The sequence below is a fragment of the Xanthomonas cannabis genome (assembly GCF_040616535.1).
Lineage (GTDB): Bacteria > Pseudomonadota > Gammaproteobacteria > Xanthomonadales > Xanthomonadaceae > Xanthomonas > Xanthomonas cannabis.
Genome location: NZ_CP136580.1, coordinates 698,275 through 719,986, shown reverse-complemented (window position 1 = coordinate 719,986; position 21,712 = coordinate 698,275). Strand labels below are relative to the sequence as shown.

The 21,712-nt window shown below is 63.9% G+C and carries 16 protein-coding genes and 2 pseudogenes; 9 read left to right on the top strand and 9 right to left on the bottom strand.

Going from position 1 to position 21,712, the window contains the following annotated elements:
• Positions 1-65: 65 nt before the first annotated feature.
• On the bottom strand, positions 66-1,040 hold the full coding sequence (locus RZV17_RS03055; RefSeq protein ID WP_355607143.1) for a glutathione S-transferase family protein: 975 nt from the start codon (positions 1,038-1,040) through the stop codon (positions 66-68).
• A gap of 360 nt (positions 1,041-1,400) precedes the next feature.
• Between RZV17_RS03055 and RZV17_RS03050 the strand changes: the two genes are divergently transcribed.
• Together RZV17_RS03050 and RZV17_RS03045 are read left to right on the top strand one after the other, a co-directional pair.
• A complete protein-coding gene (locus RZV17_RS03050; protein WP_355607140.1) occupies positions 1,401-2,990 on the top strand; it encodes an SDR family oxidoreductase in 1,590 nt (529 codons plus the stop codon).
• Positions 2,991-3,369: 379 nt separating this feature from the next.
• Positions 3,370-4,257 carry a DUF1932 domain-containing protein gene (locus tag RZV17_RS03045; protein WP_355607138.1) on the top strand — a complete coding sequence of 296 codons (888 nt, stop codon included), beginning with the start codon at positions 3,370-3,372 and terminating at the stop codon, positions 4,255-4,257.
• Between the two features lie 65 nt (positions 4,258-4,322).
• Here the strand turns inward: RZV17_RS03045 and RZV17_RS03040 are convergent, their stop codons facing one another.
• Positions 4,323-4,640: a hypothetical protein gene (locus tag RZV17_RS03040; protein ID WP_184374673.1), complete on the bottom strand. Its 318-nt coding sequence runs from the start codon at positions 4,638-4,640 to the stop codon at positions 4,323-4,325.
• 461 nt (positions 4,641-5,101) lie between these two features.
• Between RZV17_RS03040 and RZV17_RS03035 the strand changes: the two genes are divergently transcribed.
• The 6 genes from RZV17_RS03035 to RZV17_RS03010 all read left to right on the top strand — a co-directional run bounded on the left by RZV17_RS03035 (position 5,102) and on the right by RZV17_RS03010 (position 10,537).
• A complete protein-coding gene (locus RZV17_RS03035) occupies positions 5,102-6,436 on the top strand; it encodes an alpha/beta hydrolase (RefSeq protein WP_355607135.1) in 1,335 nt (444 codons plus the stop codon).
• A gap of 102 nt (positions 6,437-6,538) precedes the next feature.
• Positions 6,539-7,354: a GntR family transcriptional regulator gene (locus RZV17_RS03030; protein ID WP_355607132.1), complete on the top strand. Its 816-nt coding sequence runs from the start codon at positions 6,539-6,541 to the stop codon at positions 7,352-7,354.
• A 310-nt stretch (positions 7,355-7,664) separates the two neighbouring features.
• Entirely contained in the window at positions 7,665-7,805 is a 141-nt protein-coding gene (locus RZV17_RS03025) for a benenodin family lasso peptide (RefSeq protein WP_166743756.1), read from the top strand.
• A gap of 47 nt (positions 7,806-7,852) precedes the next feature.
• On the top strand, positions 7,853-8,005 hold the full coding sequence (locus RZV17_RS03020) for a benenodin family lasso peptide (RefSeq protein WP_276568395.1): 153 nt from the start codon (positions 7,853-7,855) through the stop codon (positions 8,003-8,005).
• A 106-nt stretch (positions 8,006-8,111) separates the two neighbouring features.
• Positions 8,112-8,789: a lasso peptide biosynthesis B2 protein gene (locus RZV17_RS03015; RefSeq protein WP_355607127.1), complete on the top strand. Its 678-nt coding sequence runs from the start codon at positions 8,112-8,114 to the stop codon at positions 8,787-8,789.
• Positions 8,789-10,537, top strand: a complete 1,749-nt coding sequence (locus RZV17_RS03010; RefSeq protein ID WP_355607124.1) for a lasso peptide isopeptide bond-forming cyclase — start codon at positions 8,789-8,791, stop codon at positions 10,535-10,537. The genes RZV17_RS03015 and RZV17_RS03010 overlap by 1 nt, the downstream gene beginning before the upstream one ends.
• On the opposite strand, the gene RZV17_RS03005 is transcribed toward RZV17_RS03010, so the two are convergent.
• From RZV17_RS03005 to RZV17_RS02990, 4 genes are all read right to left on the bottom strand, one after another.
• Entirely contained in the window at positions 10,482-12,668 is a 2,187-nt protein-coding gene (locus RZV17_RS03005) for an Atxe2 family lasso peptide isopeptidase (RefSeq protein WP_355607121.1), read from the bottom strand. The genes RZV17_RS03010 and RZV17_RS03005 overlap by 56 nt on opposite strands.
• A gap of 68 nt (positions 12,669-12,736) precedes the next feature.
• The gene (locus RZV17_RS03000; RefSeq protein ID WP_355607118.1) at positions 12,737-15,184 is read right to left on the bottom strand and encodes a TonB-dependent receptor; all 2,448 of its coding nucleotides are present in this window, start codon (positions 15,182-15,184) and stop codon (positions 12,737-12,739) included.
• A gap of 722 nt (positions 15,185-15,906) precedes the next feature.
• Positions 15,907-16,230, bottom strand: a complete 324-nt coding sequence (locus RZV17_RS02995) for a DUF4880 domain-containing protein (protein WP_355506883.1) — start codon at positions 16,228-16,230, stop codon at positions 15,907-15,909.
• Between the two features lie 94 nt (positions 16,231-16,324).
• Complete coding sequence (locus RZV17_RS02990) at positions 16,325-16,897, bottom strand: RNA polymerase sigma factor (protein WP_355607114.1); 573 nt, start codon at positions 16,895-16,897, stop codon at positions 16,325-16,327.
• Positions 16,898-17,504: 607 nt separating this feature from the next.
• Here RZV17_RS02990 and RZV17_RS02985 point away from each other — a divergent pair.
• Positions 17,505-18,326, top strand: a complete 822-nt coding sequence (locus RZV17_RS02985; protein ID WP_355607111.1) for a hypothetical protein — start codon at positions 17,505-17,507, stop codon at positions 18,324-18,326.
• 199 nt (positions 18,327-18,525) lie between these two features.
• On the opposite strand, the pseudogene RZV17_RS02980 reads toward RZV17_RS02985, so the two are convergent.
• The 3 genes and pseudogenes from RZV17_RS02980 to RZV17_RS02970 form a co-directional block, all read right to left on the bottom strand.
• Positions 18,526-18,864: pseudogene (locus RZV17_RS02980) on the bottom strand (XVIPCD domain-containing protein); the annotation flags it as partial.
• A gap of 24 nt (positions 18,865-18,888) precedes the next feature.
• Positions 18,889-20,044 (bottom strand): annotated as a pseudogene (locus tag RZV17_RS02975) (IS3 family transposase).
• Positions 20,045-20,085: 41 nt separating this feature from the next.
• Positions 20,086-21,594 (bottom strand): glycoside hydrolase family protein, encoded by a 1,509-nt coding sequence (locus tag RZV17_RS02970; protein WP_355607108.1) that lies wholly within the window; start codon positions 21,592-21,594, stop codon positions 20,086-20,088.
• Between the last annotated feature and the right edge of the window lie 118 nt (positions 21,595-21,712).

Sequence of the window (21,712 nt, the reverse complement as noted above, 5' to 3'; positions counted from 1 at the left end):
GCGACGACAGGGCGCGGGCGCCTGGCTGCAATCGAACACATGCGCTGCTTGAAACGCCCTGCACCTCAACCGCCACGCCCGTGGGGTGCATCCAGATCCAGCAGCGGCCCCATCGGCACGATTCCGGTCGGATTGATCATGCCGTGGCTTTGGTAATAGTGACCTTTGATATGCTGGAAATTCACCGTCTCGGCGATCCCCGGCATCTGGTACAGCTCGCGCAGGAAGCCGAACAACTGCGGGTAATCGGCAATCCTTTTCAGATTGCATTTGAAGTGCCCCACATACACGGCATCGAACCGCACCAAGGTGGTGAACAGGCGCCAGTCTGCTTCGGTCAAGGTGTCGCCGCATAGATAGCGCTGCTGGCCAAGGCGCGCCTCAAGCCAGTCCAGTGAGGCGAACAGAGGCGTCACGGCCTCTTCGTAGGCTTGTTGGGTGGTCGCAAAGCCCGCCTTGTAAACGCCGTTGTTGACGGTGTCGTACACGCGTGCGTTGACCTCATCGATCTGCTCACGCAGGTGCGCAGGGAAGTAATCGCCAGCGCGGGCACCCACGTCATCGAAGGCGCTATTGAACATGCGGATGATGTCGGCCGATTCATTGCTCACCACCGTGCCGCGCTCACGGTCCCAGAGCACCGGCACCGTCACGCGGCCGGAATAGCGCGGATCGGCCTTCAGATACACCTCGTACAAGCGCGTGGCATGGTTGACCGGATCGGCCACCACGCCCGGACCAGGGTCGAAGGTCCAGCCCTGCTCCCCCATCAGCCAGTGCACCACCGACACATCGATCAATGGCTCCAGACCCTTCAGCCGACGAAAGATCAGCGTGCGATGCGCCCACGGGCAGGCCAGCGACACATACAGGTGGTAGCGGCCCGCGGCCGCCTTGAACCTACCTTCGCCATGCGGCCCGGCCGACCCATCGCGTGTCACCCAGTTGCGAAACTGCGATTGAGAACGCTCGAATCGCCCGTCGCTCTTGTCGGTGTCGTACCACCGGTCCTGCCACTTGCCATCGACCAACAGGCCCATCGTGTTCTCCCGCCACAGCATGAACGGCCACCCTAGCCCAGCAGCACTGGAGGGTGCGTGAGCGCTAAGCCATCCACACCGCACCGCTTGCCGCTAGGCGAAGGCAGCGGTGACGGGCCTGCTGCACACATCCGCGGCGGGCAGCGCCTGGCAGCCGCTCGGTTGCCGGTCACGCATCGTCGTAGCTAGGTGGCTGGCCACCCGGCCGGCGGCATTGGCGCCAACCTGCCCGGATCGGTGAAAATAACGCGTCATCGCGCCTTGGGGCCGCCCGGCGCGCACGCTCGCCGCTCCCTGCCGCGGCCTCCTTCACGCGTGCCTGGCACGCGACCGATGCCCAACGTCTTTCCCGGATCTGCCTTGAACACCACTACCCCGCCCCTGCCCGCCAACGACGACCTGCCCCTGACAGACCGCCTGCGCGCGGCGCTGGATCTGCTGGAGGCCATCGAGGCCGACCGCAGTGTGCTCGACACCTTGCCCGAGGCCGATCGCGTGCGCCTGCATCAGGTGGTCGCCAAGGTCTATCACCCCGAGCCGAAGGCGCGGCGGCAGCTGCTCAAGCAGCGCGAACGCGAGCGGCATCAGGAAAAGGTGCGCAAGGCCGAAGCACTGCTGGAGCAGCGTGGCATCCGCGCACTGCGGCGCAAGCCGGTGTTCAGCACGCCGAACTACTTTCCGCCGCATGCCGCCGGCCTGCACGACGCACACAACGGCGAGAACGCCGCCGAGGCACCGGAGCAGCTGCACTCGCCGGAGCTGCGGCACTGCTATGTGTGCAAGCAGAAGTTCACCCAGCTGCATCACTTCTACGACCAGATGTGCCCGGCCTGTGCCGAGCTCAATTTCTTCAAGCGCACCGAAACCGCCGACCTGCGCGGGCGCGTGGCGCTGCTCACCGGTGGGCGGGTGAAGATCGGTTATCAGGCCGGATTGAAGCTGCTGCGTGCCGGCGCGGAATTGATCGTCACCACGCGTTTCCCGCGCGATTCGGCCGCGCGTTATGCGGAAGAACCGGATTTTGCGCAGTGGGGTCACCGCCTGCAGGTCTTCGGCCTGGATCTGCGCCACACGCCCAGCGTGGAGGCCTTCTGCAGCCAGTTGCTGGCCACCCGCGAGCGGCTGGATTTCATCATCAACAACGCCTGCCAGACCGTGCGCCGCCCACCGCAGTTCTATGCGCACATGATGGCCAACGAAACCGCGGCCCTGCATGACCTGCCGGACACGGTGCAACAACTCGTCGGCCATTACGAAGGCCTGCGCACGCCCGAATTGCTGCGCGACGCATCGGCCACCGCGCTGCCGGCGGTGCATGGGCGTGGTCTCGACGATGCAGACGGCCTCACCCGCGCTGCAGAGCTGTCGCAGATCGCACTGCTGGACGACGAGCTGGTGGGCCAGGAACACCTGTTCCCCGAAGGTCGGCTGGACCAGGACCTGCAGCAGGTCGATCTGCGCGGACGCAACTCCTGGCGCCTGCTGATGGCCGAAGTGCCATCGGTGGAGCTGCTGGAAACGCAACTGGTCAACGCCATCGCGCCGTTCATCATCAACGCGCGCCTGAAGCCACTGATGCTGCGCACGCCCGAGCGCGACAAGCACATCGTCAACGTCTCGGCGATGGAAGGCCAGTTCTATCGCAACTTCAAGACCACCCGCCACCCGCATACCAACATGGCCAAGGCCGCGTTGAACATGATGACGCGCACCTCGGCGGCCGATTATCAAAACGACGGCATCCACATGAACAGCGTCGACACCGGCTGGGTCACCGACGAAGATCCGGCCGACATTGCCGCGCTCAAGGTCCAGCAGGAACGCTTCCACCCGCCGCTGGACATCGTCGACGGCGCCGCCCGTATCGTCGACCCGATCATCCACGGCTTCAATACCGGCGAGCACGTGTGGGGCCAGTTCCTCAAGGATTACGCGCCGACGGATTGGTGATGGATCAGGCCGCACCGGCGCACCGCATCGTGATGCAATGCCAGCTCCGCACGTACGCGCCGGCCAGTGCGTGCGCAGGCCTCACGTGGCGTTGCATCGATTCGCGGAACCACGCGTCAGTTCGCGCTCCGGCCCCGTGCCGGTTCGGCATGCATGCTGAACTGTCTTCCCGCGCGTCGCCAGCCCGATGTGCAAGACACATGAGAGACATGTAACGCGTCGCCGGGCCCCCGGGCGCGTTTGAAGTTGCATCAACGAGCCAACGCATGAGTCGGCCACCCCATCCAACCCAAGACAGTCCGGCTTGCCGGCACCTCTTAGCGTTGCATCGGACACCCACACCCGCCCGATCGACCACCCGCGGCACAGGAGTTCCTGCATGTCAGCATCGTACGGCGCACTCGCCTTCATCGGCTTCGGCGAAGCCGCACGCGCATTCCATGAGGGTTGGGCACTCGATGGCCAGCGCCGGATCACGGCCTACGACATCAAGAGCGACCACCCCGAGACGCAACCTGCCATGCATGCGCGCTACCTCGACCATGCCGTGGTGGGCTGCGAAAGCGCCGCAGCCGCAGTGGAACAGGCAGATATCGTCTTCAGCCTGGTCACTGCCGACTGTGCACAAGCGGCAGCACACGCAGCAGCGCCCGCCCTGCGCAAGGCAGCGCTCTGGCTGGACTGCAACTCGTGTGCACCCGGCACCAAACAGGCGGCAGCGGCCGTGATCGAAGCGGCCGGCGGCCGCTATGTCGACGTTGCGGTCATGGCCCCGGTGCTGCCGCAACGGCACCACGTACCGCTGCTGGTGAGCGGCCCGCATGCGCCCGCCGCACTGACCGTGCTGCAGGCGCTGGGCATGCGGCCCGAGATCGCTGGCGACCTCGTCGGCCAAGCGTCGTCCATCAAGATGCTGCGCTCGGTGATGGTCAAGGGTATCGAGGCGCTGTGCGCCGAATGCTTCATCGCCGCCCGGCGTGCAGGGGTCGAAGACCAGGTCATCGCATCACTCGATGCGTCTGCACCGCAACGCACCTGGGGCGAGCAGGCCAGCTACAACATGGAACGCATGATGGTGCACGGTGTCCGCCGCGCGGCAGAGATGCACGAGGTTGCCGCCACCGTGGCCGCCCTGGGCCTGCCCGCCGAGATGGCAGCGGCGACTGCCGCGTGGCAGCAGCGGATCGGCAACACCGCGCTCGATGCCGGTCGTGAGGTACTGAGCGAGCGGTGGGATCGAGTCTCCGCGGCGCTGGGCCAGCGGTGACGCCGCGGGCGCGCATCCTCGCGGCCTGCCCCCCGCCCTCGCAAATCAACCCGCACCCGCCAGGCTCAGCGGCGTCGAGGCGGCGCGTCCTTGTTGACCTGCGCACGTGCAAGCACATTGGCCGCTGCGATGACGTCATTGAGTTCCTGACGAAACTCATCCACGTGTGCGGGCGGCACCATCCCCTCAAAGCTGCCACGGTCGAACACCGGCCTGGCCTCCATGAAAAACCCGTCGCGGCCTTGCACCACGAACTGGAAGCACGCCTGCCACCGCGGGTCGGGATGGGCAGACAATTCGACGGTGATCTTGCTGCCGGCGCGCCCCGTGTCGCCGGGCGCGACAGTCACGGTTCGCGCTGTGATCTGGTTACCACTATTCATGCGCGCAATGATCGGAAATGGCGAGTCGAGACGCCGTGAGCCGGCGGGCACGCTCTGGAATCGAGCCATAGGAATTTTCTATTGGATTGGCACCCACCTTCACACCAACATCACGCTGTCGGACACGATGCCATGGGCCGCTCATCTCGTGGGATGCGGAGCACATCCAGAGCCGGCATGCCAACAGCAACTGTTTGTGTGCGAGGGGAAGCATGCAGCTGATCAGAACGCATCAACGTGCCATCCATGCGGCACTTGTCACTGGCTACGTCACGCTGCTGAGTGGCGCCTGCTGGGTTTTCACGCACCTGCACTAGGTCGGCGCGTCTCGGTACATTGCCGCGCTGCGATGCCGTACGGCGTTCGGCGTCCGGGCAGCTGATTTCAGACGCCGTCGGCTGGTTGCCCTATCCGGCGATGGGGCGACTGCGCCAGTGCACGCCTGCAAGACTGCCCGTGCCTTGGGGCATGAAACGGGCACTCATCCGTCGACGCACGCGGCTCGCGTCGCCGCGCTGCGCGCGCAGCAGATGGTTCGCAGCGCAATCGCACAGCGCCAGCAGCGACGACACACCCTGGTCAATCAGCGTCCAGGCCAGCGCACCTGCGCAGGGAAGGGCGGACCGTTGCCCCTGCTCCAACTGCTCCGGCGTCGCCGTGCGGCCAAGCGAGCTCAATTGTTGCAATCACGTGCACAACGGTCGTGTTCCCTTGCCACACCATTGATCAGATCGGCGCTAGCGTCGCACCACTCCTCAGAAGACGCGCAAATGACCGACAACGGCAAACCCAATCCCATCATCGACACCCTCGCAAACATCATCGGCACCCTGCGCGCCGATGACGACATGCACCAGGTAGCACTGGCGCACGATGCGCTGGAACCCAAGGCCATCGAAAAATTGACGCCACAGGAAGCACGGCAGCAGCCCACCATCGCCGATGCGGTCAACAAGGTGTTGCAGGACCAGGGCAAGACCACCGACCCGGAAGTCCTGGTGCCCGGCGTCAAACGCACGGCTCACACGCTGGAGACGCCAGCAGGCAATCTCCCGGCGCTGATCTATACCCCCAACGGCGGCACGCAACTGCCGGTGATCGTCTATTTCCATGGTGGCGGCTGGGTGATTGCCAACGCGCAGGTGTATGACGGCGGCGCACGCGGGCTAGCCAAGGAAACCGGCGCCATCGTCGTCTCGATCGATTATCGCCAGGCGCCGGAACACAAATTCCCCGCCGCCTGGGACGACGCACTCGCCGCGTACGAATGGGTGCTGGCAAACGCGGCAAGCATCGGCGGCAATCCACAACGCGTTGCGCTCGCAGGCGAAAGCGCAGGCGGCAACCTGGCCATCGCCACGGCCGTGGCCGCGCGCGACAAGGGGCTGCAGGCACCGACGCATATCCTGGCGGTCTACCCCGTCGGGCAAACCGGCAGCCTGCACACAGAGTCCTATATCGAAAACGCGATCGCCAAACCCTTGAACAAAGCCATGATCGAATGGTTTGTCGGCCACCTGATCCGCAGCGATGCGGACAAGGCAGATACGCGCCTGGATCTGGTCAACGCAAACCTGCGCGGCCTGGCGCCGGTGACGCTCATCAATGCCACCATCGACCCACTGCGCAGCGACGGCGCCAAGCTGGAAGACGCCTTCAAGGAGGCCAACGTACCGGTCGAGCGCGAGGTCTACACCGGTGTGACGCACGAGTTCTTCGGCTGTGCAGCCGTCGTCGCCAAGGCGAAAGCCGCGCAGGAATACGCAGGCAAGCGGCTGCGTGAGTCGTTTCGCTAGGCGAGGACACCGCCTGGCATGATGGTCGTGCCTCTCGAGCAGTGACAGATAACGTACGAACACGAGGGCCGCCCTGGCAGACCAGGCGGCCCTCATGTTTTTTTGGTCTCACTTTATGCGTTATTAGAACTATTACTTTCGGGACAGGGTATCGGCTCCAAGCCTGCCTCGTGCGCGGTACGATTTGACAAGCCTGCGGCTGAAAGGACTACTGCAGCAACTCCCTACCCTGCCTTTGCATGTACGATCCAGCCAGGGGAGGAGTCGCGGTCAGACAAGGAGTCCGTCATGAGTGAAATCCACTCCAAACGTGCAGTTGCCTATGCGCACGTCAGGCGCGCACTGCAATCGGGCCGGTATCCGCCCGGTCATCGGATCGATCCCGGCAAGCTCGCTGCCGAATTCAACACCAGTCCCACCCCGGTACGCTTTGCCTTGTATCGCCTGGTCGGCGAAGGGCTGGTGGACGACCACGCGCGCTACGGCCTGCAGGTCCCGCTGCTCACTGAAGTTGCCCTGCGCGACCTCTATGACTGGATGGAACGCTTGTTGCTGATGGCGTGCGATATCGCCAGTCTGCAGCCTTCCCGCAACCCTGCCGGCATCATGCAGGAAGACGACCGCGCCGATCTGGTGAAGCGAACCTGGAAGCTGTTCGATGCAATCGCGCGCAGTACCGCACACTGGTCGCTGCACCACGCAGTAAGACAGGCAAATGACCGGCTGGCCCCGATCCGTCGCGCCAAACACGGCATGCTCGATGCTGTCGACGCTGAGATAGCGGATCTCGAACAGCACTGGCAACGGCGCGACTTCATTGCGTTGCAGATCGCGCTGCGGTCGTACCACGCACGACGCAAGCAGGAAGTGCCACGTATCGTCGCCGCATTGAACGAGCAAAGCCGTAACGCGCGATAGTCGTCCATCCAGCGCGGACCAGCATCGTCTCATCGCGCCGGCTGCCGGCTGCATAAGGGGCCAGGTTTCCAAGCAGAAGAGCGCCACCCTGCAATGGCAGCATCGCAACGGGCTCTGCACGCCGTCTTCCCATTACAGGGCTGCTTGGCCGAGCGATACGCCACGACCAGGACAGCGCAGCCTTCCTTGAAACTGATCACAGACCGGATTTAATTACCGGCGTGCAACGCGATAATCATTTGAGAATCAAAAACATCGCTTCCTATCCTGCACATGTCATGGAGCCCCATGACACAACCAGGAGACAGCGATGAACACATACGACAACACGCACACCGATGTATCCGACGACATCACCGTCCTTGGCGTTGCCAGCACGGATACCAAAGGTGGGCCACTCGCTGGCGAAGAAATCGGCGGTTTCAACGTCCCCGGCATTTCCGAGGCATGAACCTTGAGGCGTGCCTGAGCGCACGCCTCTCCCATCCAGGAGCAGACATGATGGATATCACCAGCAATGACGCACCCCGCACCACGGCATTGGAGCAGGACCTCATCGTGCTCGGTGTAGCAAGCATCGACACGCGCGGCGGACCACTGTCCGGAGAAGAGATGGGTGGCACCGCCACGTTGGGCATCAGCCAGGACTAAGCGCTGCCGAGACACGGTAGGGTGCGGTTGATCGGATGCATTTCAAACCAACGGCAAGTCACGGGCGCACCCACACGGTGCGCCCTTTTCTCACCAGGACAACCCCATGCCCCACTACGCATTGCGCGACGATCTCTCGTTCTGCCGCGTCGGCGAACAGCTGGTCTTCCTCGATGTTGGCACGGATCGCTATTTCCGTTTGCCTGCCGCATTGCAACGCGCCCTGCTCGCCTACTTGGAGCAGCCCTGCTCATCGTCGGATGCGGAGATCGGCGGCCTTGTCGCACGCGGCCTGCTTGTCGAGCGATCGACCACAGCAAGTCACTCACGGCCAGTCATCACACCCGTTGCGCGCAGTGCCATGGAGACCGCTACCGCCATGCACCGGCCACGCCTCCTCGACACGATCGAAGTGCTGGCGACTGTGCTGGCCACGCGGCGGGCATTGCAGCGCTATCCGCTCAGGCGTGTGCTCGCCAGTCTCGCTGCCGGAGCACCCAGGCAACGCAAGCACGGCCAATCCACCTTCGCGCTGGAGCAACGCCTTGCCAATGCAACACGCAGGTATCTGCGCGCACGCCTGTGGGTGCCGGTCGAGATGCGCTGCCTGCTTGACTCGCTTGCCTTGGCGAAGTTCCTGCGAAGGCGCCAGCTCGATGCACAGATCGTCTTCGGCGTGGCACTCAACCCATTTTCAGCACATTGCTGGGTGCAGACCGGCGACCTTGTCCTGAACGACACGGTTGGCAATGTCCATGCCCACACACCTATCCGGGTGGTGTGATGTATCGCTATCTGCTGGTGCTCGGCCCCGCGCATGTGCACGGCAATAGGCGCTACGACATGGATGAAGCGCTGCGCCAGATCGGGCTGTTTCCGCGGCTGCACAGTGGGCGCATGACCCTATATGCATCGAACGATACTCCCGTACTCGACATCTGCGGTGGCGGCGCACTGATTGGCCACGTCTTTTCGCGGCACGACAATAGCCCCCTGGCAGACGTTACATGGCTGCATGCCTTGCCCACGGCGCAGCGCATGCGGCAGCTCATCCAGACCCAGTGGGGCGAGTATCTGATGCTGCAGGCAGCCCACCAGGATACCGGCGCGCAGACCGACGCCGACAACGTCACTGTGATGCGTGACCCGTCCGGTGGCGTGGCCTGCGTGTACGCGCTGCAGGCCGGCTTCATCACCTCGGACATTTCCATCGCCACCCATGCCGGCCTGTATACGCGGCAGGTCGACTGGGAGTACATCGCCCATACCTTGCGTTACCCGCATCTCAAGACCGGCCGCACCGGGCTTGTCGGCGTGCGCGAACTACTGCCGGGCAGTCAGCTGCGCATCCACTCTGGACAGGGCAGCGTGGACCAGCTCTGGAACCCCTGGGATTTCGTCGCGCCCCCGCACCGGCAGCATGACCTGCGTGACGCACAGGCCCAGGTGCGTCAGGCGGTCGCGTCCACCGTCGCGCATTGGGCCCAGACCGATGCGTCTGTCCTGCTGGAGCTCTCCGGCGGATTGGATTCTTCCATCATTGCCGCGTGCCTGAAGCCCGCAACAGCACGCGTCGCGTGCTGCAACCTGGTGACGCCGGTGCCGGGGGCCGACGAGCGCCATTACGCCCGCCAGATGGCCGATCTTCTGGGCACCGAGCTGATCGTGCACACACTCGGTTTCGATGCTGCGCCCATCGACTTCGCACCGCCGGCACATGCGGTTGCCCCCAGCACCTGGTTTCTCCAGCATGCCTCCAACGCACTCAAGGAATCGGTTGCCCGGCAACTCGCAATCAGCAGTTTCTTTTCCGGCGGCGGTGGCGATACGGTGTTCTGCTACACCAGAACCGCCGCGCCAGCGGTGGATGCCTTCCGGGAGCGAGGCGTACGTGCCGGCATCACCGCCATCCATGCGCTGGCCGAACTACATCAATGCACGCTCTGGAAAGCAGCCAGGCTGACGATGAAGAAACACTTCGCCAAGCCCGGCCAGCCACGCAGGGCGGAGCGCGCGTTCTTGCCTGCCTCGCAGCCGGACATGCCGCTGGAGTTCCACCCCTGGTTCAATGCGCCAGCGCATGGCCTCCCCGGCGACCGCGAACGTATCTTCGACCTGGCAGGCACCCAGGTCTTCCGGGACGGACTGGCGCGCAGTGCGTCATGGCACCTGCGCATGCCGCTGTTGTCGCAACCGGTGGTGGAGGCCTGCCTGGCAGTGCCGAGCTGGATGTGGATCAGTGGAGGCCGCAATCGCGCCGTGGTGCGTGACGCCTTCGCAGAGGAGCTGCCCGCTCAGATCCTGTACCGTCGCAGCAAGGGCACCTTCATGAACTACTCTGGCGCGGTCTATCGTCAGAGCCGCCACCAGATTCGCGATTATCTGCTACATGGCCGGCTCCAAGGTCAGGGGCTTCTGGATGCGGATGCGCTACGTCGCCATTTCGATGCAGTGCCGGCCGATGGCGACGACAGCTTCATGCGCTTGTTCGACCTCTGCGCCGTCGAGAACTGGGTCCGCCATCAGGGCTGACGCCGCCACCGTCACGCATGCGCGACGACGCGCCAGTCGCATCGCGGCCCCGGCCGCGATCGGCAGCCGGCGCTGCCTTCATTGCACGCCAGCGCGCGTACTGCGCGGCCTTTTCCGGCGCATCGTCCTGATAGTCCTGCAACCAGAAACGAAACCAGTCCACATTGCGTGCATACACCGCCAACTTGTGCCGGGGCTGAAACTTCTGGTGTGGCTCGTTCGGAAACACATAGAGTTCGGCACGCTGCGCACGTAGCAGCGGAATCACATAATCCAGCGCGTACAGGTACTCCTGCTCGGAATGCTGGAACAGGATGGGCGCGCGAATCCGCTCCAGCTTGAACGCCGGCGACAGTGCCTTCCAACGCTCCGGCGTCTGCTCCGGTGCTCCCAGCCCCCACATCTCGCGTAGTCCCTTGAGAAAGGGCTCACCCTTCATGCTGCCGAACAGGTAGTAAGACGGCGACACCACCGGGTTGGCCACCGATGCCGCGGCCAACAGGTTCGATTCGGTCGCCGTCCACAGGGTCACCGCACCGCCAAAACTTAGCCCGCCCATGCCCACGCGTGTGCGATCGATGCCGGCGTGCGACGACAGCAAGTCCACCGCACTTTCCACCGCCGCCAATCCCTGGCCGTGCCGCTCCACCGCATCCATGGTGTAACCGGGCAACTGGTTGATGCACAGCGCCGCGATTCCCAGTTGCGCAAACGCCGCCAATGGCCACTCGTCGCCAACCCCTCCGCGGACGAAGCCCGGGCAACTGTAGTAGGTAACGAACAATGGCACCTGGCCGTCGGTGTGGCCGCGTGCCGCAAAGAACTGCCCGCTGTAGTGTCGCCCGCGGCTGTCGGTCCACTGCAACAGACGCGCGGGCGTCGCCTTAGCCATGTCCGCCGCCAATGCCGCATTGGGGTCGAACAGGACGACGCGCGTGCCGCCGTCCAGCGCGATGCGTTCCAGCCGTGGTGGGTGATCGGCGTCGGCCGTCACGCACACCAGTGCCGTGGCCGATGCGCCGCAGGGTGCGGATGGATCGCGCCCGCCATTGATCAACCCGCCGCCCTGCACCACCAGTTGCACCTTCCCGCTGGCCGGGTCCCAGCGGTGGATGGATTGCGCCAGCCCCAAGGCAGGATCGGTGATGGTGAACACCACCTCCGTGCTCCCGGGGCGCCACTGCATGCCACTGATCGCCTTGCCCACGCAGGCTGCCGCCACGCACTGCACTGCCTTGCGTGCGCCAGCACCCGGCACTACCGACAGCACCACGTCCGGCCGCGACAGCTGCCCAGTGCCGTCGCCCACGCGCGACAACACCGCTACCGCGCCGCCCTGTGGCGCGCGCGCAGATTTCCACGCATCGCCTGCCAGGCCGCGCAGCGTGTTGACGTCGGGCTCCGCCTCGGGTCGCGGCGCATCGGCGAGCGCCTGCGTGGTGCCAGTCGTCAAATCCAGCGCGATCCACCGTGCCGGCACTCCCGCCGATAGCCCGGTACGATCGAACCACACCGAACCGAAGCGCTGCGTGGCCAGGCGCCCGTCGACATTGCCCGAACGGAACAGGCCCTGCCCGAGCGGCACCGTCTCGTCGATCCGGATGCCCTGCGCATACTCGTCCTGCTCTGCCGACAGCACCTGCTCGCGCGTCGCACCGATGCGGTAACGCAGAACGCGCCCGTCCGCATCCAGCGCGAACTCCTGCACATCGGCCGCATCGTGCGTCACCGGCGCAGCGCCGGAACCGTCTGCCGCCGCACGCCACACCGCAATCACGCCATCGATCAACGCGCGGTAGTAGAGCCAACGCCCGTCGGCCGACCACGCCACCGGCGCCGGCAACGACACGCCGGCCGAATCGCGCAACGGCACGCCGCCATCGGCAACGCGTCTGGGCGCGGCATCCTGCAGGCCCTGCACATACCAGACGCTGTCGTAGGTATTGCGCTGCACCGATGCCTGCTCGGTGCGGAAGGCCACACTGCGGCCATCCGGCGACAGCGTGGGGCTGCCGATATCCACCACCTCCAGCAATCGCTGAGGCGATACCGTTTGCGCGTGGCACACGCACCCACTTGCCGCCATCAGCACGCCCGCAAGCAGCAGGCGCCATGGTTTGTGATTCCTCACGCACACACTCCTCTCAGCAACGCTCAAGGACCATCGCCATTACGTCGGCTGCAGCGGCAGCCGACGCATCACCAGTGCTTGGACACCGACACGCTCACGAAGCGGCCGATTGCCGAATAGTTGGTGGAGTCGTACGGGGCCACGTACAGCGGCGAGGTCACCCGATACAGCGGCGGATCGCGATCGAAGGCGTTGTCCACCGACACCCCGAATTCCAGCCCGGCCCATGCATCGCGGCGTGCGCCGGTGGCGTAGCGCAACGCCATATCGAAGGTGGTGAACGATGCCGACTTCACCCCATCGGCGCGGTTGCGCACCCCGCCGCGGTAGTTGCCGAACAGCGAGGCAGTGAGCCCGCCCTGTTTCCACACCGCACCCATGCGGCTGCTCAGCTTGGGTGGATTGAACAGCGTGCCTGACAGATCGAACACCGGTTGCGTGGGCAATGTCTGCTGCGTGCTATCCAGCCAGCTCGCCGCCCCGCGCAAGGTCAGCGTGCCGGGCGCCAACGCCACCTGGTAGCTACCGCTCAGGTCCAGACCCTCGATGTCCTGCTGCGCCACGTTGGCGTATTGCGTGTAGATGATTGCCGCCACCCGGCTCGGGTCGTAGGCGACGCCGGCGAAGTTGGAGAACCGGCTGGCGAGCGCGATCACATCGGCCTGCGCCTGCGGTGTCGGCGTGCGGTCCACGAAGGGCGCGTAGATCGGATTGCGCAAGGCCTGGCTGGCATTGGCGATCGGCTGCAGCACGCGGTTGCTGTAGTCCACCCCGAACCAGGTCAGCTCCGCCTCCAGGCCATCCAGCGCCTCGGGGTGCCAGGCCAGCGAGACCGAGCGGGTGATGGCGCGCTCCGGCTGCAGATCCTGGTTGCCGCCATCGGCCACCAGCACCGTCGTCCCGGCGGGAAAGCCCACCCCGCCGAACGCACCCGGCTGGAACAGCCATGCCTCCTGCGCGTAGTTACGCTCGAACAGCGTCGGCGCCTTGAACGACTTGCCCCACGAGGCCTTGAGCGTTACATCGCTGTCAGGCGCATACAGCACACCGAACTTGGGCGTAGTCACCCCGCCAAAGCTGCTGTAGTCCTCCCCGCGCACCGCCGCTGTCAGCGTCAGTCGCTGCACACCGGGCACGCCCTGCGCCGGGTCCACCACTGGCAGGCTCACCTCCGCATAGGCAAAGCGCGCGCTTTCGCTGCCGTCGATCGTCTCCACGCCGTTGACGTGGTTGATGTTGCGGAACGTGTTGCTGCGATACCCCACCCCGGCGGCCAGGCGCGCATCGCCTGCCGGCAGCGCAAGCAGCGGCCCTTCGGCGCCCAGCTCGTAGCTGCGGCTGTCGTTGCAGTAGCACAGGTCGGTCACGCTCACCGCACCGCTGGCCAGCGCCGTTTCCTGGCGGTATTGATCGTGCTTGCTGTTGCCGTCGGTGGCGCCCAATGTCAGCGTCCAGTCGTTGGGCAACCACACCGCAAGGCTCGGCGATAGCAGCAGGCTGGTGGTGGTCGGCGTGACCCGGCTGTTGCGGCCACTGACAGCGTAAAAATGCAGTTGGTCGCGTTCGGTGCGTAACGCATCCAGGCGCAGCTCGGCGTTGTCGCCCAGCGCCTGGTAGGCACTCAGCAGCCCGCTGCGCAGGTCGCTGCCCGGATACAGCGTGGACGGGTCCACCAGCTGTGTGGTGTAACTGCGCTGACGGCTGTAGATGGGGTCTGCGGAGACGTCCTGATAGGTTGCGATCACGCCACCGCTGCGCCACGTGGTGCCAGCGGTGACGCTGTACTGCCGCGAGGTGAGCCCGCCCTGCGTCGCCCGCCCGAAGCGCGTGCCGACGTTCACTCCGTCGTAGTCGCGCTTGAGGATCACATTGCCCACGCCACCGACTGCATCCGACCCATAGATGGCCGACGCACCGTCGGCCACGATCTCCAGCCGCTCCACGGCCTCCACCGGGATCGCGCTGAGATCCACCGCCTGGGTGAAGCCGCCATACGCCAGACGACGCCCATTGAGCAGGGTGAGCGTGGCATCGGCGCCCAGGCCGCGCAGGTTGAGGCTCGCGCCACCGGTCATGTTCTGGTTCGCATTGCCGGCCCCGGCCAGATTGCCGCTCAGCACCCCCGGGTTCTGCCCGCCGGAGAAGTTCTGCGGCACGCTGCGGATCACCTCGCCCAGATCGCTGAAATCCTCTTCCTGGATCCGCGCCGCGCTGATCGCGATTACCGGCGACGGAACTGCACCGCCCTTGATGCGCGTGCCGGTGACTTCAATGGACTCCAACTCGGTCGCGGCGGCCTGCGCCGGCGGAACTGCCGCAGTCGCAGGCTCCGGCGGGCTGGGTCTGGGCGGCTCGTCTGCGTTCGTTGCCACGGCCGCCGGCGTTTTCTGCGCTGCTGCCTCAGGTCCCGTCGCCACCTTCGCCGTCGCCGCCTGTGCCCCCACCGCACCTGCCGCTCCGCTCGCCATGGCGAACAGGGCGATAGAAATGGCGTCGCGTAATGTGCGTGTCTTCATGCTGCGTCCTTTGGCTTGCCTGGGTTGGCCCGCCGACAGCGCGCCCGGTCGGCCCGGAGCGCATCGCCAGCTGAGCAAGATCGGTCCTGCACCTGACTGCTGAAACACGGTCACCGCAACGCGGCGAACAGTGATCAGAATCGCTAACTGTTTTGCTTGCGAGCAATCGTCGCGCACGCACAGTGCCTCGGCACCCATCCGGGCCCCGACACGTCAATCGCTGTGTGCGCTATTGCCCTCCCCCACCACCTGCTGCGCGTTCGACGCGCTATGCACGCATCGCCATCGCCAGTACACGCCTTGCAACGGCTACGTTGGCAGGCGCATCAACGCGCTGCGTGTCGGCTTCCACCGCAGGTACCTGCACGCGTTTGGGCGGAAGCGTGTTGCTGCGCCCCGTGGCCGTGCAGCGACAGCAGCGCCATCCCCGCCACTGCCAGCCTGCTGCGTGCATGATCAAAACCGACACCGCTCCCCGTTACTGCCCGTCGTGCGTGCATGTGCATCCTTCGCGTCCTGGGCGCGGCACCATCGCCATTGCGTCCCCCGACAACAAGTGATGCTGCGCAAGCGCAATGCCCTACCAGCAACGTCTGCAAGAGGCAGGCAGCGCTGCAGCAGAGCGCACATTCAACGGTCCATGCGACACGCCGTGCAGAGTGCTTTGTGCTTTGTGCTGTGTGCTGTGTGCTGCGTGCCGAGTACCGAGTGCCGAGTGCGCACTACTGCCTCAACAGCTGATGCATCGCATAGCCGATCGCGGCAACCAGCATCGCTGCCAGCACCAGCCAGGGCCAGCGACGACGCCGGGCAGAGGCCGGTGTCAGCAGTTCCAGATCGCGTGCAGTGACGGCCTGCAACTCGGGATCATCCAGCAGTGCCGACGCGTGTGCGTCCACCTCGAGCAGCTGCTGGTAGGCCACACGGTGACGCGAGTCGGCAGCCAGCCATGCCTCACGTGCGGCGCGCTCGGCCGCGTTCTCGCGCCCGTGTCGCACGAGATAGGCGGCCGCCTGCGCATGAATGCGCTCGGACTCTGCACGCATGGCTGGTGACTCCTGGCGGGCGGTCTCCCTGCGCCCTCGCGCACGATGCTACCAGCAACTTCCGGCGGCGCCAGCCAGCCGCCTCGCAGGCCGGTTACTGCGGCAACTCCCCCACGGCCGCACGACACGCCAGCAGCGCACGGCTGATGTGCTTCTCCACCATCTTGATGGAGATGCCCATTTTCGCGGCAATCTGCGGATAGGTGAGCCCGTCGAACCGACTCAGCTTGAACGCAAGCCGGCACTTCGGCGGCAGCTCGAGCAAGGTGCGCTTGAGCAGCACATCGAGCGTCTGGCGCGCCTCGGCAATCTCGTCCACGCCGGCCTCGTCGGCCCTGATCGGCGCCACCTGATCCAGCGACACATGCTGCGCCGCCAGCCGCCGGTGACGCTGCCGCCGTAACTCGATTACCAGATTGTGCGCAATGCGGTACATCAACAGACGGCGGTCGCCGATGTGGGGCGCATCGCGGTACACCATCATCCGCGAGAAGGTCTCCTGCGCCAGGTCTGCAGCCGTCTCGGCATCGCGCGTACGGCGGCGCAGATACGCCAACAGCTCGGGATGCAGTGCGGCCAGCGCATGGTCGAACTCCGCACGCAGGCGCTCCCTTTCCCCAAACGACAGCTGGCCGCGCGCCGCAGGCGGCCCGTCACGCGAGCTCATCGTGATCGCCGCGCCTTCGGCCAAGTGCCGCTGCCCACCAACGCCCCCACGCATCTTGCGACACAACACACCAGCGCCATGCGCGCGCAAGGGCCGTGCAAGTGGATCTGAACATGAGCAGTGCAGCCAAAAGATGGAGAGTGGGTGGTGGGCACCGCACCCCGAATCGCAGCCCCACCTCTTCCTCTATGACGGCAAGCGATGCTAACCCCCTACGTTTTGCGCGTTAGTCAGCATCGGTCGAGATCAACACGCACTCCACCCTGGTCGCTGCAAGCGCGGTCCTGCCCGCGGCATCGCACGGTTACAACGCTTTTCCCCGCGCACTCCATGCGACAGCAAAGCGGCACACTGCAGCAGCTGCAGCCAGCGAATACGCCGCTTGCTGCGGCGCGTGCACCAGGCCAATGCATAGCCGGGAGCAACTAAGACCGCACATTGCCGTCAGTTGGCACATACATGCGGCAGATACAACGCGAAACGGGCAGACTATCGTCCGCAGTGCTGATGACGGAATCAGGGCACGCTGCTATCCGGATTCAGACACCGCGTAGACCAATGGAACCAACTTACGCCACACGCATAAAAGCAAAGGAAACCCAACGCAATGGACTACCTCATGCGTGCCACCTGGATGATCGCAGGGCTGGCCGGCACCCTCTTCATCGCGCCAGTTGCTGCACAGTCAACCATCAGCAAGCCTGGGCCAACCGCATTGAAGGCAGCTCCCCATACATCTGCCGTTGCGCAGCATGTGGAAGCCAGGCCGCTTGAGCCAGGTGAATACATTACAGACGCGGGGTGGGGCCGGTTGCTGCTGACCAAAGACAATGGCGCGCTCCGATTCTCCGTGGAAAGCACCACCGGCCAATCGATGTGTTCACTGCAGGGTACCGTCCGCGGCACGCAAGGCAGCGCAGAGGATGAAGCTGGCGCTACAGGCTGCAAGGTTCAGTTCTCACCAGTCGCCGGAGGCATCGACGTCACAACGCCCACCCCGATGGAATGCAAAACCTTGTGCGGCTATAACGGCGGTTTTGAGGCGCGTTACCTTCGTGCCACGACAGGCTGCGACCGCAACGCCATTGTCCGCACGCGCGCGGTGTTTCAGCAGCACTACGATCGCAAGGACTATCATGCAGCACTCTCTACACTGCCTCCCATCCTGACGCGGTGCGGGCAGACACTGGAATGGGACGAGAAAGGAGATATGCGCAACGACCTGGCAATCACCCAGTACAAGACTTCCCAGTACACACAATGCCTGGAAACGCTGCACGACTACGCTGAAGATGCAGCGTCACCAGACGATGCGGTGACGGACAACTGGCCGCCGGTTCTTGCCGATCGCTATCTGGCAATCGTCCGTGCAGCTAGAACCAATATTGGGTTGTGCAAAAAAGGGCTAGCCAGGCAAAAGAAGGGCTAGTCGTGACCGACAGGCTGGGATACGAAAGACATCGGGTAGCGTACGACAGATAGCGACTGGCGTACGGCTGGGCCCCCTTCAGCGGTAAAGCGATGGTTTACAGGCGTCGAGCAGCCGGCTCAGCATCTCGCCTACCTCTCGCAGCAGGCCGCAAGAGAATGCGTGCAACACTGCACGAGGCAGACAAATGTATGAGGCGTCACACCATACGGTGCTGCGGGGCGATCGATTGCTCACGCTGCTGCTCCTGCTGCTGGGAGTGCTGCTGACGCTGCGTCTCGTTCAAGGCCTGCAACTGCGCCAGAGACTGCTCGACCGGCTGTGCAATCGCGTCGTGGGTCTTCATGTGCGCCATCTTGTGAGCGGGGTCGTTCAACGCGCCTTCCACCACGAAAACGTTCTCACCCTGTCGCACGGACTTGGTGTTCTCGCTCAGCACGACATGATCGATTCGCGACAGTCCGTGTTCTTTGGCCAGATGTGCGCTGCTTGCTGCCAGCCTGGCACTGTTGTCGTCGTACTCTCTGCCAAGACCCTGATACGCCCAGAGTTCCGTAGACACTCAAGACCCTCGTTGCGCATAGCGCCGTTCAAACTCTACAGGGGACAGGTCACCAGTTGAACCGTGGCGGCGGTTGGGGTTGTAGAACATCTCGATGTAGTCGAATACCTCGGCGCGTGCGGCGTCCTTAGTGGGATAAATCCGTCGCCTGATCCGCTCGCGTTTGAGCAGGCCGAAGAAGCTCTCCACGGGTGCGTTGTCGTGGCAGTTGCCACGCCGACTCATGCTGCACACCAACTGCACACCAAGCCATGGGACGCCAGGAAACTCTGCCAGTCATCGCTGGTGTAGACAGACCCTTGGTCCGAGTGAACCAGGCAACCAGCGTTGGGTTTGCGCCGCCACACCGCAGACAACAAGGCCTGCACGACCAACTCGGTGTCGGCCCGATCGCGCATCGCCCAGCCGACGACCTGCCTGGAAAACAGATCGATCACCACAGCCAGGTACATCCAGCCTTCGTGCGTGCGAATGAAGGTGAAATCACTCGCCCAGGCCATGTCCGGCTCAGTCACGTCGAACTGTCGGTCCAGCAGGTTGGCCGCCGCCTTGCACGGCATTCCGCCATGGAAGCGCGGTTTGCGACCATAGCCTACCTGGGCACGCAATCCCGCGGCGCGCATCAATCGATGCACACGATGGCGACTGCAACGCTCACCCAGATCGCGTAGGTCCTTGGCGATCTTGCGATGCCCATACACACTGCCGCTGGCCAGCCAGTGGTGCTTGATTAGTCCAAGCAACCGATCATCTTCCTTGGCACGCTCACTGTCGGGCGCCTTTAGCCACGCGTAGTATCCAGCCCGGTTCACCCGCAACACCCGGCACATCGCACACACCCTGAACTCCCCGCAGTGGGCTTGCATGAAGGCGTACTTTGCCTTTACCCCTTGGCAAAGTACGCGGCGGCCTTTTTTAGGATGTCGCGCTCCTCGGTCACTCGACGCAACTCGGCCTTCAGGCGCCGAACCTCGGCGCTCTGGTCCACCTCGGCGCGCTGTACCACGCCGGGCTTGCCGAACTTGCGCAACCAGGCGTACAGGCTGTGCGTCGTGACACCCACCCGCTCGGCGACTTCTGCCACCTTGAACCCACGATCAGTCACTTGCCGGACCGCCTCGATCTTGAACTCATCCGTATACCGCTTGCTGCTCATAGACACCTCCGAATCGACCATTTTCCATGGCCATGAGATGTCTAGGAAACCCTGGGCGTATCACCCTGTTCAAGGCGGCGAACTGCATCTTCGGCTTGGCGATGGAGTGGGTCTTGGGATAGCGATGCCAGCTGATATGTCCTGCTTTCCGGGACGCTGACCGCACCTGGTTCAGTCCGTGATGCACCACCCTCACGCTGAACACGCGCTTGGCCGAGTTCGATGCCCAGGCTTCCTGACTGAAAATCCTGCACCGTTACCGACTGTCCCCTCTCGTTGCCAATCAACAGATCAGCACCTTGAATCCGATAGGTAATTTGACCATCTGCACTACGAAAGACGCCCTCTGGATCATCCGCTTGCCGGGTGCCTCCAGTCAGTTGCTGGCCATCCCAAAATAGCTGCCCATTGCGGTCGGCATCCTGCACTACATCTCCATCGTTAACGATGTAGGTGTCATTACCGGCCCCGCCACGTAGTACATCATGGCCCGCCCCGCCGATCAGGACGTCGTTACCCTGTCCGCCAATCAGCGTGTCATTACCTCCGCCTCCAACCAGCAGATCGTTATTGCTGACCTCTGCGCCGTTCCTCCGGCGGGTCGCATCGATTGTCGAAGCGTGATCGGCATCAACGGCAACGCGCGCAGAATCTCGCCCCGCGTCTACATGGATCGAGCCCGCGTTGAATGCCTCGTTGCTCAAGCGATCTGCAATTTCAGGATGCTGCTCGCGCAAGTCAGAAAGCAGGCGCAAACGCGCTGGGTCCAACGACTCCGCAAGGGTTTGCACATTGCCTCGCCCTTCCAGCAAGGTTGCATAGTCGCGATTCGCCTCCGCAATCAAGTTACGTTGACCAGGATTTCCATCAATATCCACACCCCAGCGAGCTTCGTCACGATTGATGCGCTCGCGATGTTGCTGATACATCTGGTAAGTAGACAGCGCTTCGTCGCTTGTGACGTTATTTGGATCGCTGTAAAGGCCAAAGAGTTCGGACTCCAGTACACGACGCTTGCGAAGACCCGCTTCCGCAGCAGCATTACTTCCCCAGGCGTTGTAGCGCATTTCAAACCAGGCCTCGGAGCGATCTCCGGCCACTACAGCATCCCGAAATGACTGCATGTTGGCGTTATACGACCCCGCACCACGGTTGTAGACGAGCGACACAAGCGCCGCGCGCTCTTGCGACATTGGCATGTTCAACGCGTTGATTGGCCGCTCGTACTCAGGCATGGATGCAGCTAGTAGCCGGTCCCCCTCTGCAGCATTGAGCGTACGATCAAACTGCAGACCCAGCCTTGTGCGGTCCCCAGGGGCTGCAGCATCGATCACTGCCAATTGCCTGCGCTGTGCATCCGAGAGGTCGATGCCGGACTCAGCCCAGATCGCAGCATTGTTTGAACGATTGAATGTGTAACCATAGCCAATCGTGGCCCGACCATCGCCGACATCCTGGGAGCGCGGGTGCAAGCTTTCAGTGAGCTTGACCAGATCACCGGTGAGCGCGTTGTACTGCTCTTGGGTAAGCTCGCGATAGTTGGTAGGCATCACTGATCTCCTTATCTAAAACTACATTAAATTAGAGTAGTCCCCGATCTGATTGCAGATCTCTGCAGGCGGATTACCCACCCTCACGACTCTCCGCTTTCCTTCTGCGGCCTTTTCC